Source organism: Vibrio sp. QJM3NY_26 (genome assembly GCF_057786005.1).
In genome coordinates, this window is sequence record NZ_CM173515.1 from 2,949,515 (window position 1) to 2,972,557 (window position 23,043).

24 protein-coding genes and 1 other RNA gene are annotated in these 23,043 nt (G+C 44.3%); 10 read left to right on the plus strand and 15 right to left on the minus strand.

Annotation, left to right across the window (positions count from 1 at the left end):
- Positions 1–52 precede the first annotated feature (52 nt).
- The 5 genes from lepA to rpoE form a co-directional block, all read right to left on the minus strand.
- Entirely contained in the window at positions 53–1,846 is a 1,794-nt protein-coding gene (lepA, locus tag AC3CH4_RS12965; RefSeq protein ID WP_017084320.1) for a translation elongation factor 4, read from the minus strand.
- 137 nt (positions 1,847–1,983) lie between these two features.
- Complete coding sequence (locus tag AC3CH4_RS12970) at positions 1,984–2,454, minus strand: SoxR reducing system RseC family protein (protein WP_017084321.1); 471 nt, start codon at positions 2,452–2,454, stop codon at positions 1,984–1,986.
- Positions 2,451–3,413 (minus strand): sigma-E factor regulatory protein RseB, encoded by a 963-nt coding sequence (rseB, locus tag AC3CH4_RS12975; protein WP_114634014.1) that lies wholly within the window; start codon positions 3,411–3,413, stop codon positions 2,451–2,453. Before rseB ends, AC3CH4_RS12970 begins: the two co-directional genes overlap by 4 nt.
- Positions 3,410–4,033 carry a sigma-E factor negative regulatory protein gene (locus AC3CH4_RS12980; protein ID WP_114634015.1) on the minus strand — a complete coding sequence of 208 codons (624 nt, stop codon included), beginning with the start codon at positions 4,031–4,033 and terminating at the stop codon, positions 3,410–3,412. The genes rseB and AC3CH4_RS12980 overlap by 4 nt, the downstream gene beginning before the upstream one ends.
- 26 nt (positions 4,034–4,059) lie before the next feature.
- A complete protein-coding gene (gene rpoE, locus AC3CH4_RS12985) occupies positions 4,060–4,638 on the minus strand; it encodes an RNA polymerase sigma factor RpoE (RefSeq protein WP_004735377.1) in 579 nt (192 codons plus the stop codon).
- A 389-nt stretch (positions 4,639–5,027) separates the two neighbouring features.
- Here rpoE and nadB point away from each other — a divergent pair, with 389 nt between their 5' ends.
- Positions 5,028–6,644: an L-aspartate oxidase gene (nadB, locus tag AC3CH4_RS12990; protein WP_017084322.1), complete on the plus strand. Its 1,617-nt coding sequence runs from the start codon at positions 5,028–5,030 to the stop codon at positions 6,642–6,644.
- 73 nt (positions 6,645–6,717) lie between these two features.
- Here the strand turns inward: nadB and AC3CH4_RS12995 are convergent, their stop codons facing one another.
- Both AC3CH4_RS12995 and AC3CH4_RS13000 read right to left on the minus strand, forming a co-directional pair.
- Positions 6,718–7,158: a protein YgfX gene (locus AC3CH4_RS12995; protein WP_473576226.1), complete on the minus strand. Its 441-nt coding sequence runs from the start codon at positions 7,156–7,158 to the stop codon at positions 6,718–6,720.
- Complete coding sequence (locus AC3CH4_RS13000; RefSeq protein ID WP_004735374.1) at positions 7,106–7,366, minus strand: FAD assembly factor SdhE; 261 nt, start codon at positions 7,364–7,366, stop codon at positions 7,106–7,108. Before AC3CH4_RS13000 ends, AC3CH4_RS12995 begins: the two co-directional genes overlap by 53 nt.
- 167 nt (positions 7,367–7,533) lie before the next feature.
- On the opposite strand from AC3CH4_RS13000, the gene ygfZ reads away from it, so the two are divergent.
- The 3 genes from ygfZ (at position 7,534) to AC3CH4_RS13015 (ending at position 9,739) form a co-directional block, all read left to right on the plus strand.
- Entirely contained in the window at positions 7,534–8,505 is a 972-nt protein-coding gene (gene ygfZ / locus AC3CH4_RS13005) for a tRNA-modifying protein YgfZ (RefSeq protein WP_488543040.1), read from the plus strand.
- 4 nt (positions 8,506–8,509) lie between these two features.
- A complete protein-coding gene (locus tag AC3CH4_RS13010; protein WP_054547646.1) occupies positions 8,510–8,971 on the plus strand; it encodes an aminoacyl-tRNA deacylase in 462 nt (153 codons plus the stop codon).
- A 561-nt stretch (positions 8,972–9,532) separates the two neighbouring features.
- Positions 9,533–9,739 carry a DUF1107 domain-containing protein gene (locus AC3CH4_RS13015; protein WP_004735370.1) on the plus strand — a complete coding sequence of 69 codons (207 nt, stop codon included), beginning with the start codon at positions 9,533–9,535 and terminating at the stop codon, positions 9,737–9,739.
- A 155-nt stretch (positions 9,740–9,894) separates the two neighbouring features.
- Here the strand turns inward: AC3CH4_RS13015 and AC3CH4_RS13020 are convergent, their stop codons facing one another.
- Genes AC3CH4_RS13020 through AC3CH4_RS13030 form a run of 3 tightly spaced genes read right to left on the minus strand, consistent with a single transcriptional unit; the run spans position 9,895 to position 12,909 of the window.
- On the minus strand, positions 9,895–11,118 hold the full coding sequence (locus AC3CH4_RS13020) for an FAD-dependent 2-octaprenylphenol hydroxylase (protein ID WP_171313214.1): 1,224 nt from the start codon (positions 11,116–11,118) through the stop codon (positions 9,895–9,897).
- A 12-nt stretch (positions 11,119–11,130) separates the two neighbouring features.
- Complete coding sequence (ubiH, locus tag AC3CH4_RS13025; RefSeq protein ID WP_488543041.1) at positions 11,131–12,309, minus strand: 2-octaprenyl-6-methoxyphenyl hydroxylase; 1,179 nt, start codon at positions 12,307–12,309, stop codon at positions 11,131–11,133.
- Positions 12,310–12,333: 24 nt separating this feature from the next.
- A complete protein-coding gene (locus AC3CH4_RS13030; protein WP_017075399.1) occupies positions 12,334–12,909 on the minus strand; it encodes a YecA/YgfB family protein in 576 nt (191 codons plus the stop codon).
- Positions 12,910–13,216: 307 nt separating this feature from the next.
- Here AC3CH4_RS13030 and zapA point away from each other — a divergent pair, with 307 nt between their 5' ends.
- The 5 genes from zapA (at position 13,217) to serA (ending at position 16,595) form a co-directional block, all read left to right on the plus strand.
- Positions 13,217–13,525, plus strand: a complete 309-nt coding sequence (zapA, locus tag AC3CH4_RS13035; protein ID WP_004735366.1) for a cell division protein ZapA — start codon at positions 13,217–13,219, stop codon at positions 13,523–13,525.
- An 11-nt stretch (positions 13,526–13,536) separates the two neighbouring features.
- Positions 13,537–13,719: non-coding RNA, 6S RNA (gene ssrS, locus AC3CH4_RS13040), on the plus strand.
- A 6-nt stretch (positions 13,720–13,725) separates the two neighbouring features.
- A complete protein-coding gene (locus tag AC3CH4_RS13045; RefSeq protein ID WP_102548041.1) occupies positions 13,726–14,325 on the plus strand; it encodes a 5-formyltetrahydrofolate cyclo-ligase in 600 nt (199 codons plus the stop codon).
- Positions 14,326–14,447: 122 nt separating this feature from the next.
- Positions 14,448–15,104: a ribose-5-phosphate isomerase RpiA gene (gene rpiA, locus AC3CH4_RS13050; protein WP_054547459.1), complete on the plus strand. Its 657-nt coding sequence runs from the start codon at positions 14,448–14,450 to the stop codon at positions 15,102–15,104.
- A gap of 261 nt (positions 15,105–15,365) precedes the next feature.
- Positions 15,366–16,595, plus strand: a complete 1,230-nt coding sequence (gene serA, locus AC3CH4_RS13055) for a phosphoglycerate dehydrogenase (RefSeq protein WP_017077788.1) — start codon at positions 15,366–15,368, stop codon at positions 16,593–16,595.
- A 120-nt stretch (positions 16,596–16,715) separates the two neighbouring features.
- Here the strand turns inward: serA and AC3CH4_RS13060 are convergent, their stop codons facing one another.
- Positions 16,716–17,429 carry an oxidative stress defense protein gene (locus AC3CH4_RS13060; protein ID WP_054547458.1) on the minus strand — a complete coding sequence of 238 codons (714 nt, stop codon included), beginning with the start codon at positions 17,427–17,429 and terminating at the stop codon, positions 16,716–16,718.
- Between the two features lie 110 nt (positions 17,430–17,539).
- A complete protein-coding gene (locus tag AC3CH4_RS13065; protein ID WP_054547457.1) occupies positions 17,540–18,436 on the minus strand; it encodes a LysR family transcriptional regulator ArgP in 897 nt (298 codons plus the stop codon).
- Positions 18,437–18,578: 142 nt separating this feature from the next.
- Here AC3CH4_RS13065 and AC3CH4_RS13070 point away from each other — a divergent pair, with 142 nt between their 5' ends.
- Positions 18,579–19,208, plus strand: a complete 630-nt coding sequence (locus AC3CH4_RS13070) for a LysE/ArgO family amino acid transporter (protein ID WP_146454356.1) — start codon at positions 18,579–18,581, stop codon at positions 19,206–19,208.
- Positions 19,209–19,318: 110 nt separating this feature from the next.
- On the opposite strand, the gene mscS is transcribed toward AC3CH4_RS13070, so the two are convergent.
- From mscS to AC3CH4_RS13085, 3 genes are all read right to left on the minus strand, one after another.
- A complete protein-coding gene (gene mscS / locus AC3CH4_RS13075) occupies positions 19,319–20,185 on the minus strand; it encodes a small-conductance mechanosensitive channel MscS (RefSeq protein WP_065205680.1) in 867 nt (288 codons plus the stop codon).
- 378 nt (positions 20,186–20,563) lie between these two features.
- Complete coding sequence (gene fbaA, locus AC3CH4_RS13080; RefSeq protein WP_004735492.1) at positions 20,564–21,640, minus strand: class II fructose-bisphosphate aldolase; 1,077 nt, start codon at positions 21,638–21,640, stop codon at positions 20,564–20,566.
- A 155-nt stretch (positions 21,641–21,795) separates the two neighbouring features.
- The gene (locus tag AC3CH4_RS13085) at positions 21,796–22,959 is read right to left on the minus strand and encodes a phosphoglycerate kinase (RefSeq protein WP_004735491.1); all 1,164 of its coding nucleotides are present in this window, start codon (positions 22,957–22,959) and stop codon (positions 21,796–21,798) included.
- Positions 22,960–23,043 lie beyond the last annotated feature (84 nt).

Consider the following 23,043-nt stretch of genomic DNA (forward strand, 5'->3'; position numbering starts at 1 on the left):
GAATAGCGAGCTACTCTTCCACTTTCAATTATTCGTTTAATGCTGGATAAAGTTAGTCTTTACCAACATGAAGAATCGCTAAGAATGCTTCTTGAGGCAGTTCAACGTTACCGATCTGCTTCATACGCTTCTTACCTTCTTTTTGTTTCTTAAGAAGTTTCTTCTTACGACTGATATCACCACCGTAACATTTTGCGATTACGTTCTTACGCAGTTGTTTCACTGTAGAACGAGCAATGATGTGGTTACCAATCGCTGCTTGAATCGCGATATCGAACATTTGACGAGGGATGAATTCTTTCATCTTCTCAACCAATAGACGACCACGAGACTGTGCAATGTCTTTGTGCGTAATGATAGCCAGTGCGTCAACCGTTTCGCCATTAAGCAATACGTCTACACGAACCATGTTCGACATTTCAAAACGTTGGAAGTTGTAATCCAGTGACGCATAGCCACGAGATGTTGATTTCAAACGGTCGAAGAAGTCTAGAACCACTTCTGCCATTGGTAGGTCATAAGTCACAGCAACTTGCTTACCGTGATAAACCATATCAACTTGAACACCACGTTTTTCTACACATAAGGTAATTACGTTACCTAAGTAGTCAGACGGTACAAGGATATTACAACGAGCGATAGGCTCACGAATTTCTTCTACATCATTAGTCGCAGGCAATTTAGCTGGGCTATCAACGTAAAGAATGCTGCCATCCGTTTTTACAACTTCGTACACTACGGTTGGTGCCGTTGTGATTAGGTCTAGGTCGTATTCACGCTCTAAACGCTCCTGGATGATCTCCATGTGAAGCATTCCTAAGAAGCCACAACGGAAACCAAAGCCAAGTGCTGCTGAACTTTCTGGTTCGTAGAACAGTGATGCATCGTTCAGGCTTAATTTGCCTAGTGCATCACGGAAGTTTTCGTAGTCATCAGACGATACTGGGAATAGACCTGCGTATACCTGAGGCTTCACTTTTTGGAAACCAGGCAGACGTTCTGTGCTACCGCCTTTTGCAAGCGTCAACGTATCACCAACAGGTGCGCCAAGGATGTCTTTAATACCACAAACAACCCAACCAACTTCGCCAGTATTTAGCTCTGTTGTGTCGATTTGCTTAGGTGTGAAGATACCTAGACGGTCAACACCCCAAACTTGGTCTGTCGACATTACTTTAATCTTGTCGTTCTTCTTCAGCTTACCGTTCTTGATACGAACCAAAGAAACAACGCCTAAGTAGTTATCGAACCAAGAGTCAATGATCAACGCTTGTAGTGGCGCGTCTGGATCACCTTCCGGTGGTGGGATAGCTGTTACGATGTTTTCAAGAACGTCATCAACACCGATACCGGTTTTTGCAGAACAACGCGTCGCTTCCATCGCATCGATACCAACGATCTCTTCGATTTCTTCAGCAACACGCTCAGGTTCAGCAGCAGGTAAGTCAATCTTGTTCAAGATTGGCACTACTTCCAGTTCCATTTCGATCGCGGTGTAACAGTTTGCTAGAGTTTGTGCTTCAACACCTTGACCAGCATCTACAACCAATAGCGCGCCTTCACAAGCGGCTAGAGAACGAGATACTTCGTAAGAGAAATCTACGTGTCCTGGAGTGTCGATAAAGTTAAGTTGGTAAGTTTCACCATCTTTCGCTTTGTAATCTAAAGTCACACTCTGCGCTTTAATTGTAATACCACGCTCGCGTTCTATATCCATAGAATCGAGGACTTGAGCTGCCATCTCACGTTCACTTAACCCTCCACAAACTTGGATTAAGCGGTCAGAAAGGGTCGACTTACCGTGGTCGATGTGGGCGATAATCGAAAAATTACGAATGTGCTTCATAGGCTTGGTGTGACTAAACTCTTTGAATAGGGATAATAAGAAAGCCGCGACACGTCCAATCTACAGTCAGCATTGGTGGCGGCATTTCAATCAAGTTGGCAGATTCTACCCAATTTAAGGGCAAGAAGCATCATAAATTAGACGAGAGGCTCGCCTAGGATTCGAATCAAGACGACTTCTTGCTTGGATTTGTCTTCCATAGGTTTGGCTAACCGCTTCGCTAAGGCAATGCCACCAGCAGTAAACAGCGCTGCACTTAAGATAACAATGCCCTCGCCCCCTTGGAGTAAGGGTTGTAACAAGAGTTGTCCAAAACCAGCACCAATCATCAACATGAAAAGTGGAATGAGGTAAACAATAGCCGCAGACTGAAGTAGACTTTTTTCTGGAAAGCCAATTTCTACGATTTGTCCGGCTTTAACTAAGCTTTTGGTTTTTAGCTGCCAAAACAAAGATTTATTGCCGACAGCTTTAGTGACAATACCCGTTCCGCAGCTTTTTTGAGATGAGCAACTGCTGCAACTGGTTTGTTGTTCGCAGCTCAGTTGAACAAAGTATTGTTGACCGCTTTGTTCAACCGAGCTAACGGTTGCCAGCGCCGTCATCATTGCGCTGGTACCGGTTTATTGAACGTAACTGATTGCGCAATACGTTTGGCCGTTGCTGGCGGAATATCACCCACCACAGAGATCTCTTTGTCACCAATCACTAAGCTGTGTAAGGTTCTGCGTCCTTGGCGTACCAACTGCCCTTTCAATGAATGTTCGTCTTTATCGGCGATATAAACTGAAAAGCTAAACAACCCATCACTGAAAAGTTGGCTTTCAACCATTTTATCGGTCGCAGCCATTGGATAACGACTAAGCTCTTTTGATTTAAACCCTTCAGGTATCCAAGAGGCTTGCCAATTAGTTTCACTCACTAGGCCTTCCGGCAGTGATAAGACTTTCGGCAGTTGAGCGCTATTCAAGCCCCCCATTGCCTCAGCAATCTTATCGTTCACCACGAAAGAGATAGTACGGTACTGTTCAAGCACTTCGCCATCACGATCCAACAGGTCGGCACGTAAAGGAAGACTCGTTTTTTCATCTACCCAAACGACGTAAGAGTAACGAAGGCCATCTTTCGGTACCACGCGCAATACTTGCGTAGTACTTCCAGCTTCACGAGCACGGCCAACTTTAACGAAATCGTAATAGTCGTTGAGCGCGTCAATATCTCGATTAATCATCGGAATAACAGGGGCAACCATACTGCCAGATTGAATGGTAAACGGTTCTGTGCCCGGTTCAATATAACTGACTTCATCACCACGTCGAATAACTTCACGGATAGGCCCGCTCAAATAAACAAGGTGCGCGAGTTGTTGGTCGTCGTTAACCGCATGGCGATAAACAAGAGGTTCAATACTGCTCTTCTTGATCAAAATGTAGGAGAGTTCGTAATTTAGATGCTGACTGGCCTCGTTCATCTGATGTAACAACGCCTTTGCAGTGGGTTCCTCTGCAAAGGCTGTTGGAGACATCAAGCTGAACAGTGTCAGTGCACTGACCAGGATTTTCTTCATTCAATGTCCGATTCTAGATGTGCATCTTGCATTGGCGATGCATCACTGTTTAATCTTAGCTGCAGCTCATAATCTTCTAGCATTGCATGAACGCGTTTACGCTGCTCTTGCAAGTTAGCTTCAGATGCTGGCTTCTCAACAGAGTCACGCGTTAAACTTACTGGTTCCGCAGAACCCGCAAATGGAATCGTCTGGAGTACAGGCAACTGCTCTGGCGCAGCAGGGTCGCTGCCACCATATTGTTGAACACCTAGTACAACGACTAGTGAGACACACGCTGCCACGGCAACTTGTCCAAACTGTTGTAACCACGCCGGAAGCTGACGCTTCGCTTGCTGAGGTTTAGGCTGCTCTTCAATTGGAGCAACAGTTGGTTCAACACGCACTTGGTGCAGGTTCGGCATTACACTATGTGCAGGCTCATTATCAAGCGCTGCCGCAACACTGTTAGCAATGTTCCACTCTGGAGTTTCTGGCGCATCCCCACGCATAACATCACCAATTAGATGGTAACTCTGCCAGGTATCCATGCTTTCTTGATCAGATTCGAGATCTACAATGAGAGCTTTATCGATCGTTTCACCATCCATGAGTGCCGAAAGCTTTTCTTTATCAGCCATTATTTTCACCATAATTATTACAAGTTCTAGCGTTGCAAAAGAGGCTTAATTTTCTTTTCCACCGCTTCACGAGCTCGGAAAATACGCGAACGTACGGTTCCTACAGGGCAATCCATTACTTCTGCAATCTCTTCGTAGCTCAAACCTTCGAGCTCACGCAACGTCATTGCAGTTTTTAAGTCTTCTGGTAGCGCTTCAATCGCTCCAAAAACAACTTGTTTCAATTCGTTTGACAGCGTTAAGTTCTCAGGGTTCGATATTTCTTTTAACGCGCTGCCTGTTTCGTAATATTCTGCATCTTCTGCATCTACATCTGTTGCTGGCGGCCTACGGCTCTGGGCAACGATATGATTTTTAGCGGTGTTCACGGCAATTCGGTACAACCATGTATAGAAGGCACTCTCGCCACGAAAGTTAGGTATCGCGCGGTAAGCTTTAATAAAAGCTTCTTGTGCTACATCAGGTACATCACCGGAATTATTCACGTATCGAGAGATAAGATTACAAACTTTATTTTGGTACTTAACCACTAGTAAGTTAAAAGCCTGCTTATCTCCACTCTGAACTCGCTCAATCAACACTTGATCGGTTAGCTGCTCGTTCATTCGAGCGGGTACTCCTATTGTTATAACCCTTACCTTCACAGATATGGGTACTAATTATGCGAAATGTAGTATTGACACCACCGTCTACAAGAGCACTATTGTGACTAAGCCAAATACCGAAAGTTCCAACTTTCTTAAAATTATTTGCCATTATTGTTTCACAATGTGATGTAATAAAAATAGCTATCCCTATCAATTTGGGGAAACTTGAGCAAAAGCAATGGTATTGAGCAATTAAATATTTCTAGATAGCTGTCTGTACATTGATTTTGTGTAGCGTTTTAGGATGACTTTGGAAAGATTATAACAGTCTTAGCCAAACTCCTAAAACAAGACAACGTCAATTGAGAGTGGACAACTCGACTATAGCCCGGGATTTAATAAGTTTTATGAACGCAAACCGTGAACATCAGTGTGATGTATTAGTGGTAGGAAGTGGTGCGGCAGGCTTGTCATTAGCCTTACGTGTAGCAGAACATGCAAAAGTAATTGTATTAAGCAAAGGACCACGCAGCGAAGGATCGACGTATTACGCACAAGGTGGTATCGCCGCGGTGTTCGATGAGTCGGACAGTATTGAGTCTCATGTAGAAGATACTCAAATTGCTGGGGCTGGGTTATGCGAAGAAGATACAGTTCAATTCATTGCTGAAAATGCTAAAGAGTGTGTGCAATGGCTGATTGATGGTGGTGTTCCATTTGATAAAGATGAGAACAGCACGGAAGGCCAACCAAAATATCACCTCACTCGTGAGGGTGGCCACAGCCACCGCCGAATTCTGCACGCTGCCGATGCAACTGGCATGGCAATGCAAACCTCACTGCAAGATAACGTCAACAATCACCCCAACATCGAGATCTTCGAGCGCCACAATGCGCTAGATTTGATCACAGAAGATAAGGTTGGTGGTTCGAAAGACAAAGTTATCGGTGCCTACATTTGGAACCGTAACCAAGAACACGTTGAAACCGTGCGTGCTAAATTTGTTGTGTTAGCAACAGGCGGCGCTTCAAAGGTTTACCAATACACCTCTAACCCAGATGTCTCTTCAGGTGATGGTATTGCTATTGCTTGGCGTGCGGGTTGCCGTGTAGCCAACCTTGAGTTCAACCAGTTCCACCCGACTTGCTTGTTCCACCCAGAAGCGCGTAATTTCCTACTGACGGAAGCACTACGTGGTGAAGGTGCCTACCTGCGTCGTCCAGACGGTTCTCGCTTCATGAAGGACTTCGATGAGCGCGGTGAACTGGCTCCGCGTGATGTGGTTGCTCGTGCGATTGACTTCGAAATGAAGCGCCTAGGTGCTGACTGCATGTATGTTGATATCAGCCACAAGCCTGAAGAATTCATCACAACGCATTTCCCAATGATCCATACTCGTTTGATGGATTTAGGGATTGATATGACCAAAGAGCCGATCCCTATCGTACCGGCTGCGCACTATACCTGCGGTGGTGTGATGGTGAATAAGCAAGGTCAAACCGACTTAACTAACTTATATGCGATTGGTGAAGTGAGTTACACCGGCTTACACGGTGCGAACCGCATGGCGTCAAACTCACTGCTTGAATGTGTAGTGTATGCTTGGGCAGCAGCAAAAGATATCGTTGAAAACATCGACCAATCTCAACTGTGCGCCGAACTGCCTGCATGGGACGAAAGCCAAGTCACCAACAGTGATGAAGAAGTGATCATTCAGCACAACTGGCACGAGCTAAGACTGTTCATGTGGGATTACATGGGTATTGTTCGAACGGATAAACGTCTAGAACGTGCAATGCGCCGTATTCAGATGCTGCAGCAAGAAACTCATGAGTACTACAGCTACTTTAAGGTTTCGAACAACCTATTAGAACTGCGTAACTTGCTACAAGTGGCTGAGCTAATGGTTCGCTGTGCGATGCAACGTAAAGAGAGCCGCGGCTTACACTACACGTTGGATTACCCAGAACTTGCAAAAGACAGTGGCCCAACGATTCTGACGCCAGAGAGAAACCAGTCGTAATCATTATTTGAAAGCTATTAGCTAATCAACTAAACGCAATCAAACGAAAAGGAGCCTAGTGCTCCTTTTTCTTTTATCTCGCGTCCTCATTTACCTCGTGCGATCGTTGTAAGTTCGCCAGAAAGTGGCGATATTCACGCTCACGACAACTATCACGCCAAAGCATTACCGAATGCCCACATTCGAATTTTAGTTTGACGAAAAACTGTGCCCAGATCTTATCAACGAACTTAAGTGTGTAGGATTGGTCATTGAGTCGAATCTCGCCATCTTCTTTATAATCAAAGCATCCATGTGCTGTATTCAAGATTACATGATTGGCTTTAAACAAACGGAACATTAGAGCTAAACAATAGAGGGCAACAACGAGCGGGATAGAAGAAAAGACAATGAAAAACAAAAGGCACCCAAAAACAGTGCCTTTTGCAAATAATGCGGAATATGAAGGTTTAAGCTGAAGCTTAACGAACCTTGCTGAGGTTATGCGCGACAATTTTATCAACCATTGAAGCATGACCTAGATTTTCACTGCGCCCATGTCCCATAACCCAAGTAAACAAATCTGGGTCATCACACTCAAGTAGAGAAACAAACTCACGCTGTTCCTGCTCTTGCAATGAATCAAAACACTCTTCAAAAAATGGCATGATGACTACATCAAGTTCTAACATGCCACGACGGCAACCCCATTTAATTCGTGCTTTCTGCTCTGCAGTGTACATTGGCTATCCTCACCTATAATTTTTCTTTCTCGGAGTGTAACAAGTCATACGCTCTGCAACTACTATGTGAGTCACAGTCCCTATCTAAGCTCACAAAAAAACCTAGGCTGACAAAGAAACAGAACCGGATTAACATAGAGCCAAATAAAATTCTTAGGAAAGATAAAATGGATTGGAAAAACACATTTCAGCCGCTCGCTCATACGCAAAATGAATCGCTTCCAGAACTGATGATCACACACGTGTCAGACTGGAGCGCAATCACCATGATAGGCGATGACAAAAAGTCGTACCTACAAGGTCAAGTAACGTGCGATGTCGTCACTCTTCCTAATAATGATTCTACATTAGGCGCGCATTGTGATGCGAAAGGAAAGGTTTGGAGTATCTTTCGTTTGTTCCACCACAATGGTGGTTACGCTCTTATGCAGCCTAAATCGGCAATTGAAGTCGAGTTAGTTGAAATCAAGAAATACGCCGTGTTCTCTAAAATTGATATCGAGCAGACGTCTGACGTTGTTATCGGAATCATGGGTACTTCAGCGAACCAATACGTTGATTCGATTGCAGAGGGTCAAGGTAAAGTGCGTACTATCTCTGGTGGTACAGCAGTTCAAGTCTCAGACAACCGTTGGGCTCTACTTGTTACTCAAGAAGCAGCAGAAGCCTTGGTATCAAGCAGCTCAGCTGAAAAAGTATCAGAAGCGCTTTGGCAGTATCATGAAATTCTTGATGCTCAGCCTAACCTATCAAAAGCAGATCAAAACGAGCACATCCCTCAAGCTCTTAACCTACAAGCGATTGGCGGTATCAGCTTTTCAAAGGGATGCTACACAGGTCAAGAAACGGTTGCTCGTGCCAAGTACCGTGGCATGAACAAGCGTGAGATGCGCATTGTTTCTGGAACAACTTCAGATGTGCTGTCTCTAGAGAATACGATTGAACTTGAACGTAGCGTGGGTGAGAACTGGCGTGGTGCAGGCCGACTATTAAACGTCTATCAATTTGCTAATAACCAAGCGATTGGTTTGATGGTACTGCCAAACAACCTTGATGACGATGTTCAGCTTCGACTGACCGCGCAACCTGATCAAACATGGAATATCCTGCCACTGCCTTACAGCCTTGACGACGAGTAACCACGTGGAAACACTGATTACACGATGGCTGGATCAACAGCAGGTGAACTATCGCCTGCTGATGCAAAGTAAACCAACCACCAGCATCGAAGAAACAGCTCAAGAGCGAGGCATCGACGCCTCTCAAATGGTGAAGTGTATTTTGCTCAAGGATATGGGCAACCAATATGCGTTGGCCTGTACTGCTGGTGATCGCTCCGTCGACCCCAAGAAAGTACGCTCGGTACTGAATTGCCGTCGAATGACCTGTGTATCACTCGCTGATGTTGAAACGATCACAGGCTTTAAGGCTGGATGTGTTGGCCCTCTTGCTCTAAAGAGATACATGCCGATCATTTTTGATCCTTCAATTCAAAAAAACTCGACGGTTACTATTAGCTCGGGTGATCGAATGGCTGGTATTGCGCTGGATCCCAATGATCTTATGACCCTTTGCGCACCAATAGTTGCTGACATCAGTCGATGACCTTTTCGATCGAGTCATCGTTCGCAAACTTAAGTACAAATTTTCATTGAATACATTTTTAGTGTGAAGTTCGTCATAAGAAGAACATACCAATAATAAATAGTTACTCAAAATAAAAGCATAAGTAGTCACAAGGGCGAATTTACGTTATTGTAAATTTACTGACTCGCTTTTAAGCAAATCAGTACAAGTGAATCCACTGAGTAACATCAGTATCCACTTTTGTGTAATGCATCTGTGACTATTCGCCCGTTTTAGACGGGCTTTTTTTTGTCAAAAATTTACAATTTGATTACACAAACAAAAAAATCCCGCCTATTCTTATACTTGTAACATTATCACTGCTTAATACCGAACAGGAAAGTTCACAGCAGTTCACTACTCAGTATTATTTTGGGGAGGAGCTCACGTAAAAATAGATATTTACTGAAGAAAGTGCTTAGAACAGCACAAATATCTAATTCACGTCAACTCTACTGCATATTACTCCATGCTTATCACAATTATTATCTCGGAGTTTTTCTATAATATGCAGGCTAGGTAAATATAAGGATAATTAAAATGAGACTGTTTAAGCGCTATACACCGAGTATGATTGCTAAACATGTAAGTCGACTTTTCAAAGGACGAATCTACATTTACGGCGTAGGCAAATTTGAGTTTGATAACGGTAAACTCGTGCTGCCAGACCGAGCAGAAAGGCGTCACTTTCAAACGGTAAAAGAAATAAATAGTGAAATCATGAAACTGCGCTGCGCATACGCATGACCTGATTCTCTACAGAATTAAAAACAAAAAGGGTTGGCATAATGCCAACCCTTTTTTCGTGTTCAGATTGAGTCAATGGCAATCAGCTCCAGCTGCTGACCATCAACAACGGCTCACCCGTGCGCGACTATTGATTTGCGATTGTTGATTCACGATTATTGGTGCGTAACTGGACGCTTGGCTAGATCAGGAAGATTGCCTGACAAACCCAGTGCTCGCTTCATGATCTCATCTTTCGCCCCCGGTAATTGGCCCGCGAGCTTCATACCGATGCCACGAATCAGCTTCTTGGCTGGGTTATCGCCTTCAAACAGATCTTTAAAGCCCTGCATTGAAGCAATCATCTTCGCCGCCTCAGCTTTTCTCCAGCGTTCATAGCCACGAAGGTTACGTTTAGTACCAATGTCCTCGCCAGCAGCCCATAGCGTTAACAGCTCTTGCGCTAAGCTTGCTGCGTCTAATAGGCCAAGGTTCACGCCTTGCCCTGCTAACGGATGAATCGTATGAGCAGCATCACCAACCAAAGCCACACGCTCCACCGCAAAGTCACGTGCATAGCGCATGCGCAGTGGGAAGGCAAAACGGTCACCAACCACTTCGCATAATCCAAGCTTTGAGTCGAACTCTGCCGTTAGCTGCTTATTAAAATCAGCATCCGACATGGATACAAGCTTCTCGGCACGATTAGGCTCCGTAGACCAAACTATCGAACTCATGTGGCTTGGCTGCATTGGTAGGAATGCCAATGGCCCTTGTGGTGTGAATATCTGACGAGCAACGCTGTGGTGTTGCTCTGTGGTCTTGATATTCGCGACAATCGCGCTGTGTCCGTAATCCCAATGTGTTAATGGAATATCTTGTTGTTTGCGAACCCAAGAGTTTGCGCCGTCCGCTCCAACAACCAACTTAGCGGTCAGTGCTTGGCCATTATCTAGCGTTAGCCATGCTTCGCTTTCACCAATCGCCATCGTTTTGCACGTCGCGGGCATGTACAGGCTGACATTATCTTGCTTCTTCACCTGATCAAGCAGTGCGAGTTGAATCACACGGTTCTCAACAATATGACCGAGATTCGGCTGAGCCAAACGTGTCGAGTCAAACTCAATACGAGCAAAGCTATCTTGTTCCCACACCTCCATCGCTTGGTAAGGTGCAGCACGTCTTTGTTCAATGCCTTGCCATGCGCCTAAGTTACGAAGAATCACTTCACTAGAGCGGCTCAATGCCGACACACGCACATCAGGCAATTCGCTAAGCCCTTCACTGGGTGCCCTGCCTTCAATGACGGCAATTCTTAGGTCACTGTCTTTCAACGCAGCAGCAAGCGCTAGGCCAACCATGCCTCCACCAACAATCGCGATATCAACACTTTGCATCATTATTTTTCTACCTTATCTTTTTACTAGGCCAAGCGTATGACGCAAAAGTGGACCTTTAAGTGGTGGAAGGTTATCAATTACGGCTAACCCAAGATTACGCCCAATGCGAGCGGTCAAAAAATCGTTTGAGAATAAATGAACTAGGCTTGATGTCAGCGTAATCGTCGTGTCTCTATCTTGTTCTCTACGCTTTCTAAAGTTAACAAGACCATTGTAACGCCCAACATCATCGAGTTGGGTACACAACTCTTCCGCCAAGGAAGCCACATCACGGATGCCAAGATTAAAACCTTGTCCTGCAATTGGGTGAAGCGTTTGAGCGGCATTACCAATAATCGCAAATCGATGAGAGATATTTTGCTGACGATGACGAAGAATCAGTGGGTAACTGGCACGCTTGCCTACCTTCTCGAGTCTGCCAAGTCGCCAACCAAAGTCACTCTGCAACTGCTCAAGAAATTCGTTGTCGTTTAGCGTCATCACTTTTTGTGCTTGCTCCGGTGACAAACACCAAACCAACGACAAACGGTTATCACTCATCGGTAATAGAGCGACTGGCCCATGATGAGTAAAACGCTCAAATGCGCGACCTTGATGAGGTTCGCTCGCCACGATATTGGCAATCACAGCAACTTGTTCAAAGTCATGCTCACTCAATGAGATATTGAGTTGCTTGCAACATGTTGAGATAGCGCCATCGGCAGCAACCAATAACTTAGTTGTTACTGTTTGCCCACTTGTCAGTTCAATCGTCGTTTGCAACTCTTCACGTTCGACTTTACTGACAGACTCAGGGCAAAGCATCGTAATTGCAGCTTCTGATTCAAGCTTCTGCTGATAGATTCGACCCACATCCGCCAACTCCACCACATAGCCAAGCGCATCAACAGCAAGCTCTTCACTGTAGATGTCCGTCATCCCGGCATGCCCTCTATCCGATACATGGATATCTTTAATCGGGGTTGCTACCGGTGCGATAGATTGCCACAAATGCAAAGAATCAAGGATCTGCACCGTGCCATAAGACAAAGCGATCGAACGAGAATCAAAACCAGGGTGAGCTTGATGATCAACCTGATAAGGCTCTACTACCGCGATCGATAGTGAACCTTGACTGAGGTGATTCAGAGCAAGGGCTAAGGTCGCCCCTGCCATTGCGCCACCAGCAATTACAACATCATACTGAGCCATTATAACCTCAAACCGACAAGCGGATTAATGAATGGTTGGAGCTGCATCTTCAGATGGGCGAGCACCGAATTCAGCATGAATCGTTAGTGCACACGCTTTTACGTGTTCAATAACGTGCTCTAGAAGCTGCGCCTGCTCTTCCATATCATCTTCTTCATCAATACCCAGCTTTGCCATCTCTTCAAGATCAGCCAAAGCTTCTTTGGTACCGTCAGAGGCTTTATTCAATTGAGCGCCAACCAAGCCTAAGCCAGAAATGAAGTGGTTAATCCAATCAGACACACCGTCCGCAAGATCAAACAGGCTTGCGCTTGCGTCTTCGTCCGGCAACAACATAGACAGCTCCATGCCTGAACCTGTGATTTCGCTGGTCGTTACTTTTAGCGTTGCTTCCGCAAGCGTTAATGCGCGATCTGGCCAGCCCATACCTTCATTGGTGTAATCAAAGATCAGTGGTTGCCAGCTTTTATCTGCCAGGTTTAAGCCTCCGCTCAACATACCCGTTAATAAACCATGCATCTCAGCAGGGTTTACGGCTAGGCTTGCCGATTGAAGTTCAGTCGCAACCGTTAGGTAGTCAGGTAAAGTAGTTTCGCTCATCAGATAGCTCGCTCAGTTATTCTTTATATCGATAGTATAATCGTACCACTTCACCCCAATTCTGATAAGCATCGATCCTGAGCAATTGAAGGATGACTGACTACCAATTGTTCAATTTGCTGAATTACTGTGTGCTCAAGCTCTCATTTACAAACAGTCACTCTGAAAAGCTTGAATCTTAATAGCGGTTTACCTATAGTTTCTCCCTCAGAGGAGATTGCTTCCTCATCGGTACTTGCACTTTTTCTTTGTAAAAATATGATAAAGGGCAACAGCCTTAAATAGTGCGTTAAAGAGTTCATCCATCATGAGTAATCAAGCGGTAGACGTTGAAATATTAGGAAAACTGACTCGAGTGAATTGTCCCCCAGGGCAAGAAGAGTCATTGATTGCAGCGGCGGCCGATCTTGATAATCGATTGAAAGAGATGGCTGAACGTACTAAGGTAACCAATGAAGTGAAGCTGCTAACGATCGCAGCTCTGAACATTTGCTATGAATTACAAACGAAGAAGTTTGAAGCAAATGATGAACAAAACGCACTGACCGAGCGAATGGAACAGCTCACGACATCGCTTTCAGATGTCCTCAGTAAAGTTAAGCACGGACAGCAATAGCGTACACAAAATTTACCCTGGAGTGTTTGTCAGAGGATTCACGTCCCCGAGCCGATAAGCAATCCCTAAGGGTTAGTACTTGAGTGCTATTGAGCATGCTCGGTCCGCCGAGAAGCCTACGGTAATCATTGCTGATCCGCCTTGAACTCGCTGGTTCAAGGGCCATCTATTCTCAACGGCACTTTGGGGTATCCCTTCTTATGAAGACGCTCACACGCAGCGAATTTCGCAAACAGATCCGTATCAAACGCAATGCCTTATCTGGCGACCAACAAACTCAATCCGGTATAGACTTAGTTAAGCAGTGCTCTCAGCTTGATGAGATTCAGTCAGCTCAACATATCGCCCTCTATATTTCCATTGATGGCGAACTCGATACCCAGCCTTTAATTGAATGGTTATGGGCGCAAGGCAAGCAAACTTATTTACCAGTATTACACCCCTTCTCTGCCGGACATCTGCTGTTTCTACATTACTCTCCAACCACACCCACTGTTTTGAATAAATACGGCATTGTCGAACCTCAGCTCAATCAAATGCTGGTTAAACCTTGTCAGCAACTCGATCTCATTCTGACTCCCCTTGTAGGCTTTGACTCTCAAGGGCATCGCTTAGGCATGGGCGGCGGATATTACGATCGTACCTTGGTTCGATGGTTTGAGACTGGTGAAGGCGCAACGCCAATTGGTTTAGCTCATGATTGCCAGCATGTCGATACACTGCCAATTGAAGAGTGGGACATTCCGTTACCTAAAATCGTGACTCCGAGTAAGACTTGGCAATGGGAAAACAGCCATTAAAGCGCTATAATCGCGCCGCAAACGTTAACCTCGATATCCAAACGTTAACCTCGATATCCAAACGTTAACTTCAATACGCGAACGATTAATTCAAAGCGCAAGACCTTATTCAGGAGAATGGCATGACTCAAGATGAAATGAAAAAAGCAGCTGGCTGGGCAGCACTTCAATATGTTGAAGAAGGCAGCATTGTAGGTGTAGGTACTGGCTCTACAGTAAATCACTTCATCGACGCACTAGGCACAATGAAAGAAAAAATCAAAGGTGCGGTTTCAAGCTCTGTAGCCTCTACTGAAAAACTAGAAGCGCTAGAAATCAAAGTATTTGAGTGTAATGACGTATTCAAGTTAGACATCTATGTTGATGGCGCAGATGAGATCAACGGTTCACGCGACATGATCAAAGGCGGCGGTGCTGCTTTGACTCGTGAAAAAATCGTAGCGGCTATCTCTGATAAGTTTATTTGTATTGTTGACGGTACTAAAGCCGTTGATGTGTTGGGTAAATTCCCATTGCCTGTTGAAGTTATCCCGATGGCACGTTCATATGTTGCACGTGAACTAGTAAAGCTTGGTGGTGACCCAGTTTACCGCGAAGGTTGCACCACTGATAATGGCAACGTGATCCTAGATGTATACGGCATGGCGATCGAAAACCCGAAACAATTAGAAGATATCATCAACGGTATCGCTGGTGTGGTTACGGTTGGTCTATTTGCTCACCGTGGTGCTGATGTGGTTATCACAGGCACACCTGAAGGTGCAAAAATTGAAGAATAAATAATAGAAGATTGAGTTTTTCTGTTACTTCATTACATACGGTGCCCAAGGGCGCCGTTTTTTTTGCTTTTCGCCCGTAAAATTATGTCTTATTCCGTAATTTTCTTACCCAAAACATTTTTTTTTTGTTACTTTATTGTTCAGAAGACGCACAGGGAAAACGTTTGTCTCCTGACAAAATGGTGAATAAGTTCCTCTTTTAGCCGTTTTGTAGCACGTGCGCCGCATTTGCCCAACCTTTCCATTTTAAGGACGAGAACAATGGCCAAAGTTTCACTGGAAAAAGAAAAAATTAAAATTCTACTTCTAGAGGGTCTTCACCCTTCTTCTGTAGAAGTACTGCAAGCCGCTGGTTACACAAACATTGAGTACCATAAAGGCTCACTACCTGAAGATGAACTTCTTGAAGCAGTGAAAGATGCTCATTTCATTGGTATCCGTTCTCGCACCAACATCTCCCAAGAAGTTATTGATGCAGCTGAAAAGCTAGTTGCAGTCGGTTGTTTCTGTATTGGTACTAACCAAGTTAACCTTCAAGCGGCAGCAAAACGCGGTATCCCTGTATTCAATGCACCGTTCTCAAATACTCGAAGCGTTGCTGAGTTGGTTCTTGGTCAAGTTCTATTGCTACTACGCGGTATCCCAGAGAAGAATGCTCTTGCTCACCGTGGTATCTGGAAAAAGAGTGCTGACAACTCTTACGAAGCTCGTGGTAAGCGTTTAGGTATTATTGGCTACGGTCACATTGGTACTCAGCTAGGTATTATTGCTGAAAACCTGGGTATGCGAGTTTACTTTTACGATATCGAAAACAAGCTTTCTCTGGGTAACGCGACTCAAGTTCATACGATGACTGATTTGCTCAACAAATGTGATGTAATCTCTTTACACGTTCCTGAGACCAATGAAACTAAGAACATGATGGGCAAAGAAGAATTTGAACGCATGAAGCCGGGTTCAATCTTTATCAATGCAGCGCGTGGCACGGTAGTCGATATTCCAGCTCTGTGCGGCGCTCTAGATTCTGGTCACCTTTCAGGTGCAGCAATCGATGTATTCCCAACGGAACCAAAAACCAATGCTGACCCATTTGAGTCACCATTGATGCAGTTCGATAACGTGATCCTAACGCCTCACGTGGGTGGTTCAACTCAAGAAGCACAAGAGAACATCGGTGTTGAAGTAGCAGGTAAGCTTGCAAAATACTCTGATAATGGCTCAACGCTATCAAGTGTTAACTTCCCAGAAGTATCATTACCACTGCATACAGGTGCTTCTCGCCTGCTGCACATTCACGAAAACCGCCCAGGCATCCTAACTCAGATCAACACCATCTTCGCAGAGGAAGGGATTAACATTGCAGGTCAGTACTTACAAACTGCAGCAGATATGGGTTATGTGGTTATCGACGTGGAAGCGAATCGTTCAGAAGAAGCTCTGCTTAAACTGAAAGAGATCGAAGGCACAATTCGTGCTCGTCTACTTCACTAATCATCGAATTAGATCATAAGTAAAAATAGAAAAGGCTCTCGTAATGAGAGCCTTTTTAGTATTTGGTCTACTGTAGGTAAATAGATCATGATGATCTAATCTCTTCCTGAGGTATGTTCACTACTCTTCTAGTTGGTAGATCACATTCACTCGATCACGAATGGTGATCGTCGAATCTTCATAAGAATTCGACTCGGTTCTCGCATCCATTGCCATTGAACGCATCAATACAGGCTGAGAAGATTGTGCGTTGTAATCTATGCGCCAGACATCACCTAACTCGCGCTCAAAACCGCTCGCTAATGATTTAGCTTTTGATGTCGCATCTTTAATGGCCTCCAAGCGCGCTTGCTCCTGATACTTAGCTTGGTCACGAACCTGAAGTTGGATATTATCGATCTGGTTAATACCCTGCCCGATGGCAATATCCATGTAGTCATTTAAGTTGGCTAGCTCATTCACTTGAACGGTCACATTACGTGACGCACGGTAACCAACCAGTTCAGGTTTACCATTTTTCGGGTAATGATATTGAGGAGATAAATAGAGGTTAGAGCTGTGTACACTCGCCTCATCAACACCCGCTTGATGTAGCTTATTTAGAAAGCCAGTCACCACTTTATCAACGGTATTTTTGGCCTGCTCAGCAGTCATCGTCGATTCCACGACTCTAACTGAAAATGTCGCCATGTCTGGTGTCGCGATCACTTCACCATAGCCTGTCGTTGAAATATGCGGAAAAGATGGCGAGTCAGCCAATGATGGAAAACTCACAGCACTCAATGCTGCAGTAAGAGTAAGAGACGTTGCTAACATCTTTGGTACAAACTTCATTAGGTAGACCTATGCTGAACAAATGTTCTTTTATCATAGAGCAATTTGTCACATAACCAATCCCGCGACAGGACTTCTAACACAACTTTGACGCTGCAAAAACCAACAGCTTACTGAGGTAAGTGGTTGTGGGCATAATTTAATATCGCTTGAGAGATCTCTTTCAGTACCCCGCTTTCTAATTGCCAATGGTGCCAATAGATTCGGTAAGACAACAAAAAACCGGGCGTAATATCAATCAAAGCACCAGACTCTAGCTCCTCGATAATCTGCAATCGAGGAATCAAACAGTAAGCAACGCCCGACAATGCCAAGCGTACAAATGCTTCTGAACTGCCGACAGTATGATTGATCACGCTATCTCTCGGGACGTTAAAATGATCATGCAAAAACTTCTTATGCAGATCATCGTATTGGTCGTACGAAACCGCTGGGGCTTTGGTTAGTGTCGAATAGTTCACTCCATCAGAGAAGTAGCGTTGATGGAAGCTAGGGTTCGCCACACACACATAATCCATTCTTCCAAGATAGTCCGCACTGCAACCCGGAATAGGTTGAGGTTCGAGGCTGATAGCCCCAGCAACCTCACCACTTTTAATCTTCTCAATGGTTCTTGATTCACCATGAATCGCGAGGTTCAACTCAACTTGACGTGAATTCATCACATCAGATAACGCCGGAAGTAACCATGTCGCCAAGCTATCAGCATTGGTCGCAATAGACAGAGAAAGAGGTTGAGCTCCCTCTTCGTTCATCAACTCTGGGACAAGCTCATGCTCTAACAAGCGAACACGACGATACAAACCCAACAGTTTTTTTCCTGCTGGTGTTGGCCTTGGTGGGCTCTCTCTTACCAGAGCAGGCTGTGCTAACCATTTTTCCAGTTGTTTGATGCGTTGAGACACCGCAGACTGGGAGATATATAACTGCTCGGCTGCCCTTTCAAAACTGCGTTGTTTCACCACAGCATCGAGTGCTTCTATCCATTTATAATCCAATCCACGCATCAACTTGCTTCCTTTTTGGCCTAACTACCGCCCACATTAGCAACTCTAATAATAGATTAAAATCATTAATTATACTTATTTAAAGTGTCAGAGTATCTTCGCCATATAGCACGTAAATATCTTTAATTAAGTGGAGGTTGAAATGAATTTTTGGGTTTTATTACAAGGTTTTGGTCTAGGGGCGAGTATGATCATCCCTATTGGCGCTCAGAACGCGTACGTCTTAAATCAAGGGATTAAACGCAATCACCACCTAACCACAGCGACGATTTGTAGCCTACTCGATACCTTGTTCATTTCATTGGGTATCTTTGGTGGCGGAGCGATCCTGTCGCAAAATGAATTACTGCTCACCTCAGTGACACTGGGTGGTATCGCATTCCTAACCGTTTATGGTTTATTATCACTGCGCAGTGCGTTCAGAACACGTATTAGTGATGAATCAAAGGGTGAGATACTGGCTCGCGGTAAGCGCACCGTTGTTTTAGGTGCATTGGCAGTAACCGTATTAAACCCGCATCTTTATTTAGATACTGTAGTGATTCTTGGATCCATAGGCGGGCAGTTTGAAGGCAACGATAGAATAGCTTTTGCTATGGGGACTATCTTAGCTTCATTCGTGTGGTTTTACTCTTTGTCATTAGGCGCTGCAAAGCTAGGCCCAACGCTATCGAAACCCAAAGTTAAGAAAGGCATCGATATCGCGGTAGCAACCATGATGTTCACTATTGCACTTGTACTCGCCAATGGACTCATTGAGCAGTACGGCTAAATCCGTTCATATTGAGTCATCCACAGACTTAACTCATCAAAAAAAGGCGGATAACCTAAGTTATCCGCCTTTCCTTATAAAAGCTTATAGCTAGAAAAACTAACTAGAAATTAAGCTTCTACTTTATTCATGTGCACATCCACTTGCGGGAATGGGATTTCGATACCTTCGTTATCCAAGCCTTCTTTGATTGCTTGCATCAGGTCGAAGTAAACATTCCAGTAGTCAGCAGTGCTGACCCAAGGACGAACAACAAAGTTAACTGAAGAATCCGCTAGTGTGTGAACACCAACTTGAACGCCAGGCTCTTTCAGTACACGCTCATCAGATTCACAGATCTTAGTCAGTAGCGCTTTTGTCTTTTGAAGATCGGCGTTGTAAGAAACACCAATCATTAGATCAATACGGCGCGTATCATGACGAGAGTAGTTAGTAATTGGGCTACCAATAACGCTGCCGTTAGGTACTACAACCATTTTGTTGTCTGGTGTTGTTAGAACGGTTTGGAAGATCTGAATTGAATCTACTGAACCCGCTACACCACCAATTTCCACGTAGTCACCAGACTTGAATGGACGGAATGCAACGATAAGTACACCCGCAGCAAAGTTAGATAGTGAGCCTTGTAGTGCAAGACCAACAGCCAAACCAGCCGCACCAATAACAGCAACCACAGATGCAGTTTGAACGCCTAGACGACCAAGTGCAGCAATTAAAACGATAACAAACAACAAGTAACGAACTAAACCATGGACGAACTCCACAACTGCTCGGTCCATTTTCTTCTTCTGAAGAACCTTAGACACGCTATTCGCTACTGCTTTAACAATAAGGTTACCAATAAATAGAATTATCAGTGCTGAGATAATGTTTACACCGTATTGAATAAACAGATCTGAGTTATTTGTTAACCACTGTTCTGCGTGAGACAGACCATCCACAAGTGGAGTCTCAATCGCTGTCGAACTATCAGCCATAATGTGCATCCTCTATATAATATGCTATGAGCTAAACTGCCTTAAGCCAAACTTACCCAACAACAAAATAAACCGTATAACTCATATTAAGTCGTTGTGTTAAAAGTAAATTAAAGCCAAGTCCTTTTTTATAAACTGAACCAAGTTCAATTTTTCGGCACGATATCCTATCTTTGACAGATTGCAAAGTCATATTTATGTAAGCTTTTGAATTAATAAAACTTACCAATAAACACAAATACCGATAACTAAAAGACTACGAAATTTATTCACCGCACGCTAGGTTTTTCACATATTTAGTACAAGTTTTTATCAGACATAAAAAAACCCGCTCAATGAGCGGGCTTTAAAAACTTAAAGAGTACTTAATTCAAAGAATTACAGTACGTCTACAGCGTTAAGGTCAGCGAATGCTTTCTCAAGACGAGTAACCATTGAAGACTGACCAGCACGTAGCCATACGCGTGGATCGTAGAACTTCTTGTTTGGAGCAGCTTCGCCAGTTGGGTTACCGATTTGACCTTGTAGGAAATCACGGTTCTCAGCTTCGTAAGTACGAACGCCATCCCATGAAGCCCACTGAGTATCAGTATCGATGTTCATTTTGATAACACCGTAACCGATAGACTCTTGGATTTCTGCTTCAGAAGAACCAGAACCACCGTGGAATACGAAGTTAAGAGCGTCAGCTGCAATGCCAAACTTCTCAGCACAGTATGCTTGAGAATCACGCAGGATAGTTGGAGTAAGTACAACGTTACCAGCTTGGTAAACACCGTGTACGTTACCGAAAGAAGCTGCGATAGTGAAACGTGGGCTAACTGCGTTTAGTTTCTCGTATGCGTATGCAACATCTTCAGGAGAAGTGTAAAGCTCAGATGCGTCCATATCAGAGTTATCAACGCCGTCTTCTTCACCACCAGTACAACCAAGTTCGATCTCGATTGTCATGTTTAGTTTAGCCATGCGAGCTAAGTAAGCTGCACATGTTTCAATGTTCTCTTCTAGAGACTCTTCAGAAAGGTCTAGCATGTGAGAAGAGAATAGTGGCTTACCAGTTTGTGCGAAGAACTCTTCACCAGCGTCTAGTAGACCGTCGATCCATGGAAGAAGTTTCTTAGCAGCGTGGTCAGTATGAAGAATAACTGGAACACCGTAAGATTCTGCTACTGCGTGAACGTATTTTGCACCAGCTACAGCGCCAAGAATTTGTGCGCCTTGACCTTCAAGTTTAACGCCTTTACCAGCGAAGAAACCAGCACCGCCGTTAGAGAACTGAACAACAACTGGAGCTTTTGCTTTAGCAGCAGCTTCAAGAACAGCGTTGATAGTATCAGTGTTGATTACGTTTACTGCAGGAAGAGCAAATTTGTTTGCTTTTGCTACTTCAAATACTTTCTGTACGTCATCGCCAGAAATCACACCAGGTTTTACAAAATCGAAGATCTTAGACATGGAAATAGTCCTATTTATTCTATCGTTTTAAGATTAAAAAACTTAAGTTTAAAAATTTGCAATCGTTTGCTCACAACTTATGCCATTCTAGCAAAAAAGTGTGATATGCAGCAAACGTTAAAAGGCGAGATTCACATCTCGCCTTTCTAAATCAATTACGCTTTAGCACGCTCTTCAAGCATTGCTACTGCAGGAAGTACTTTACCTTCAACAAACTCAAGGAAAGCGCCGCCGCCAGTAGAGATGTAAGAAACATCTGCTTTGATACCGAACTTGTCGATAGCTGCTAGTGTGTCACCACCGCCTGCTACTGAGAAACCTTCAGAGTCAGCGATTGCCTTAGAAATGCCAGCAGTACCCGCTTCGAAATTTTTGAATTCGAATACGCCTACAGGGCCGTTCCAAAGAATTGTTTTTGCGTTGCCGATGATTTCAGCTAGAGCTGCAGTTGAATCTGGGCCAAGGTCGAAGATCATGTCGTCGTCTTGAACTTCAGAAACGTGCTTGATTTCAGCTTCTGCGTTTTCGTCGAATGCTTTAGCACATGCAACGTCAGTCGCTACTGGGATAGCACACTCTTTCATTAGCTTCTTAGCAGTTTCAACTAGGTCAGCTTCGTATAGAGACTTACCTACGTTGTGGCCTTCAGCAGCGATGAACGTGTTCGCGATACCACCACCAACAACAAGTTGGTCAGCGATTTTAGAAAGAGATTCTAGAACAGTTAGTTTAGTAGAAACTTTAGAACCACCAACGATAGCCACTAGTGGGCGAGCTGGGTTGTCCATTGCTTTACCAAGAGCTTCAAGCTCAGCAGCTAGAAGAGGACCAGCACATGCTACAGGAGCGTAAGTACCAACGCCGTGTGTAGAAGCTTGAGCACGGTGAGCTGTACCGAATGCGTCCATCACGAAGATGTCACATAGTGCAGCGTATTGCTTAGAAAGTGCTTCTTCGTTCTTCTTCTCGCCTTTGTTAAAGCGAACGTTTTCAAGAACAGTTAGTTCACCAGCGTTTAGCTCAAGACCATTTACGTAATCTTTCGCTAGTTTAACGTCGCAGTCTAGTGCGTCGTTTAGGTAGTTAACTACAGGAGCTAGAGAGAACTCTTCGTTGTATTCGCCTTCAGTAGGACGACCAAGGTGAGAAGTAACCATAACTTTTGCGCCAGCTTCTAGGCAAAGTTTGATAGTTGGTAGAGATGCAAGGATACGTGCATCTGAAGTTACTTTACCGTCTTTTACTGGTACGTTTAGGTCAGCACGGATGAATACGCGTTTACCTGCAAGTTCCAGGTCAGTCATCTTGATCACAGACATGATTTGTCCTCTCAAATTTAAATAAAAATAAAGTTTTGGAAACTCAGCAACCCTGCTAAGCCTATAAATTATTCAACTGGTAAT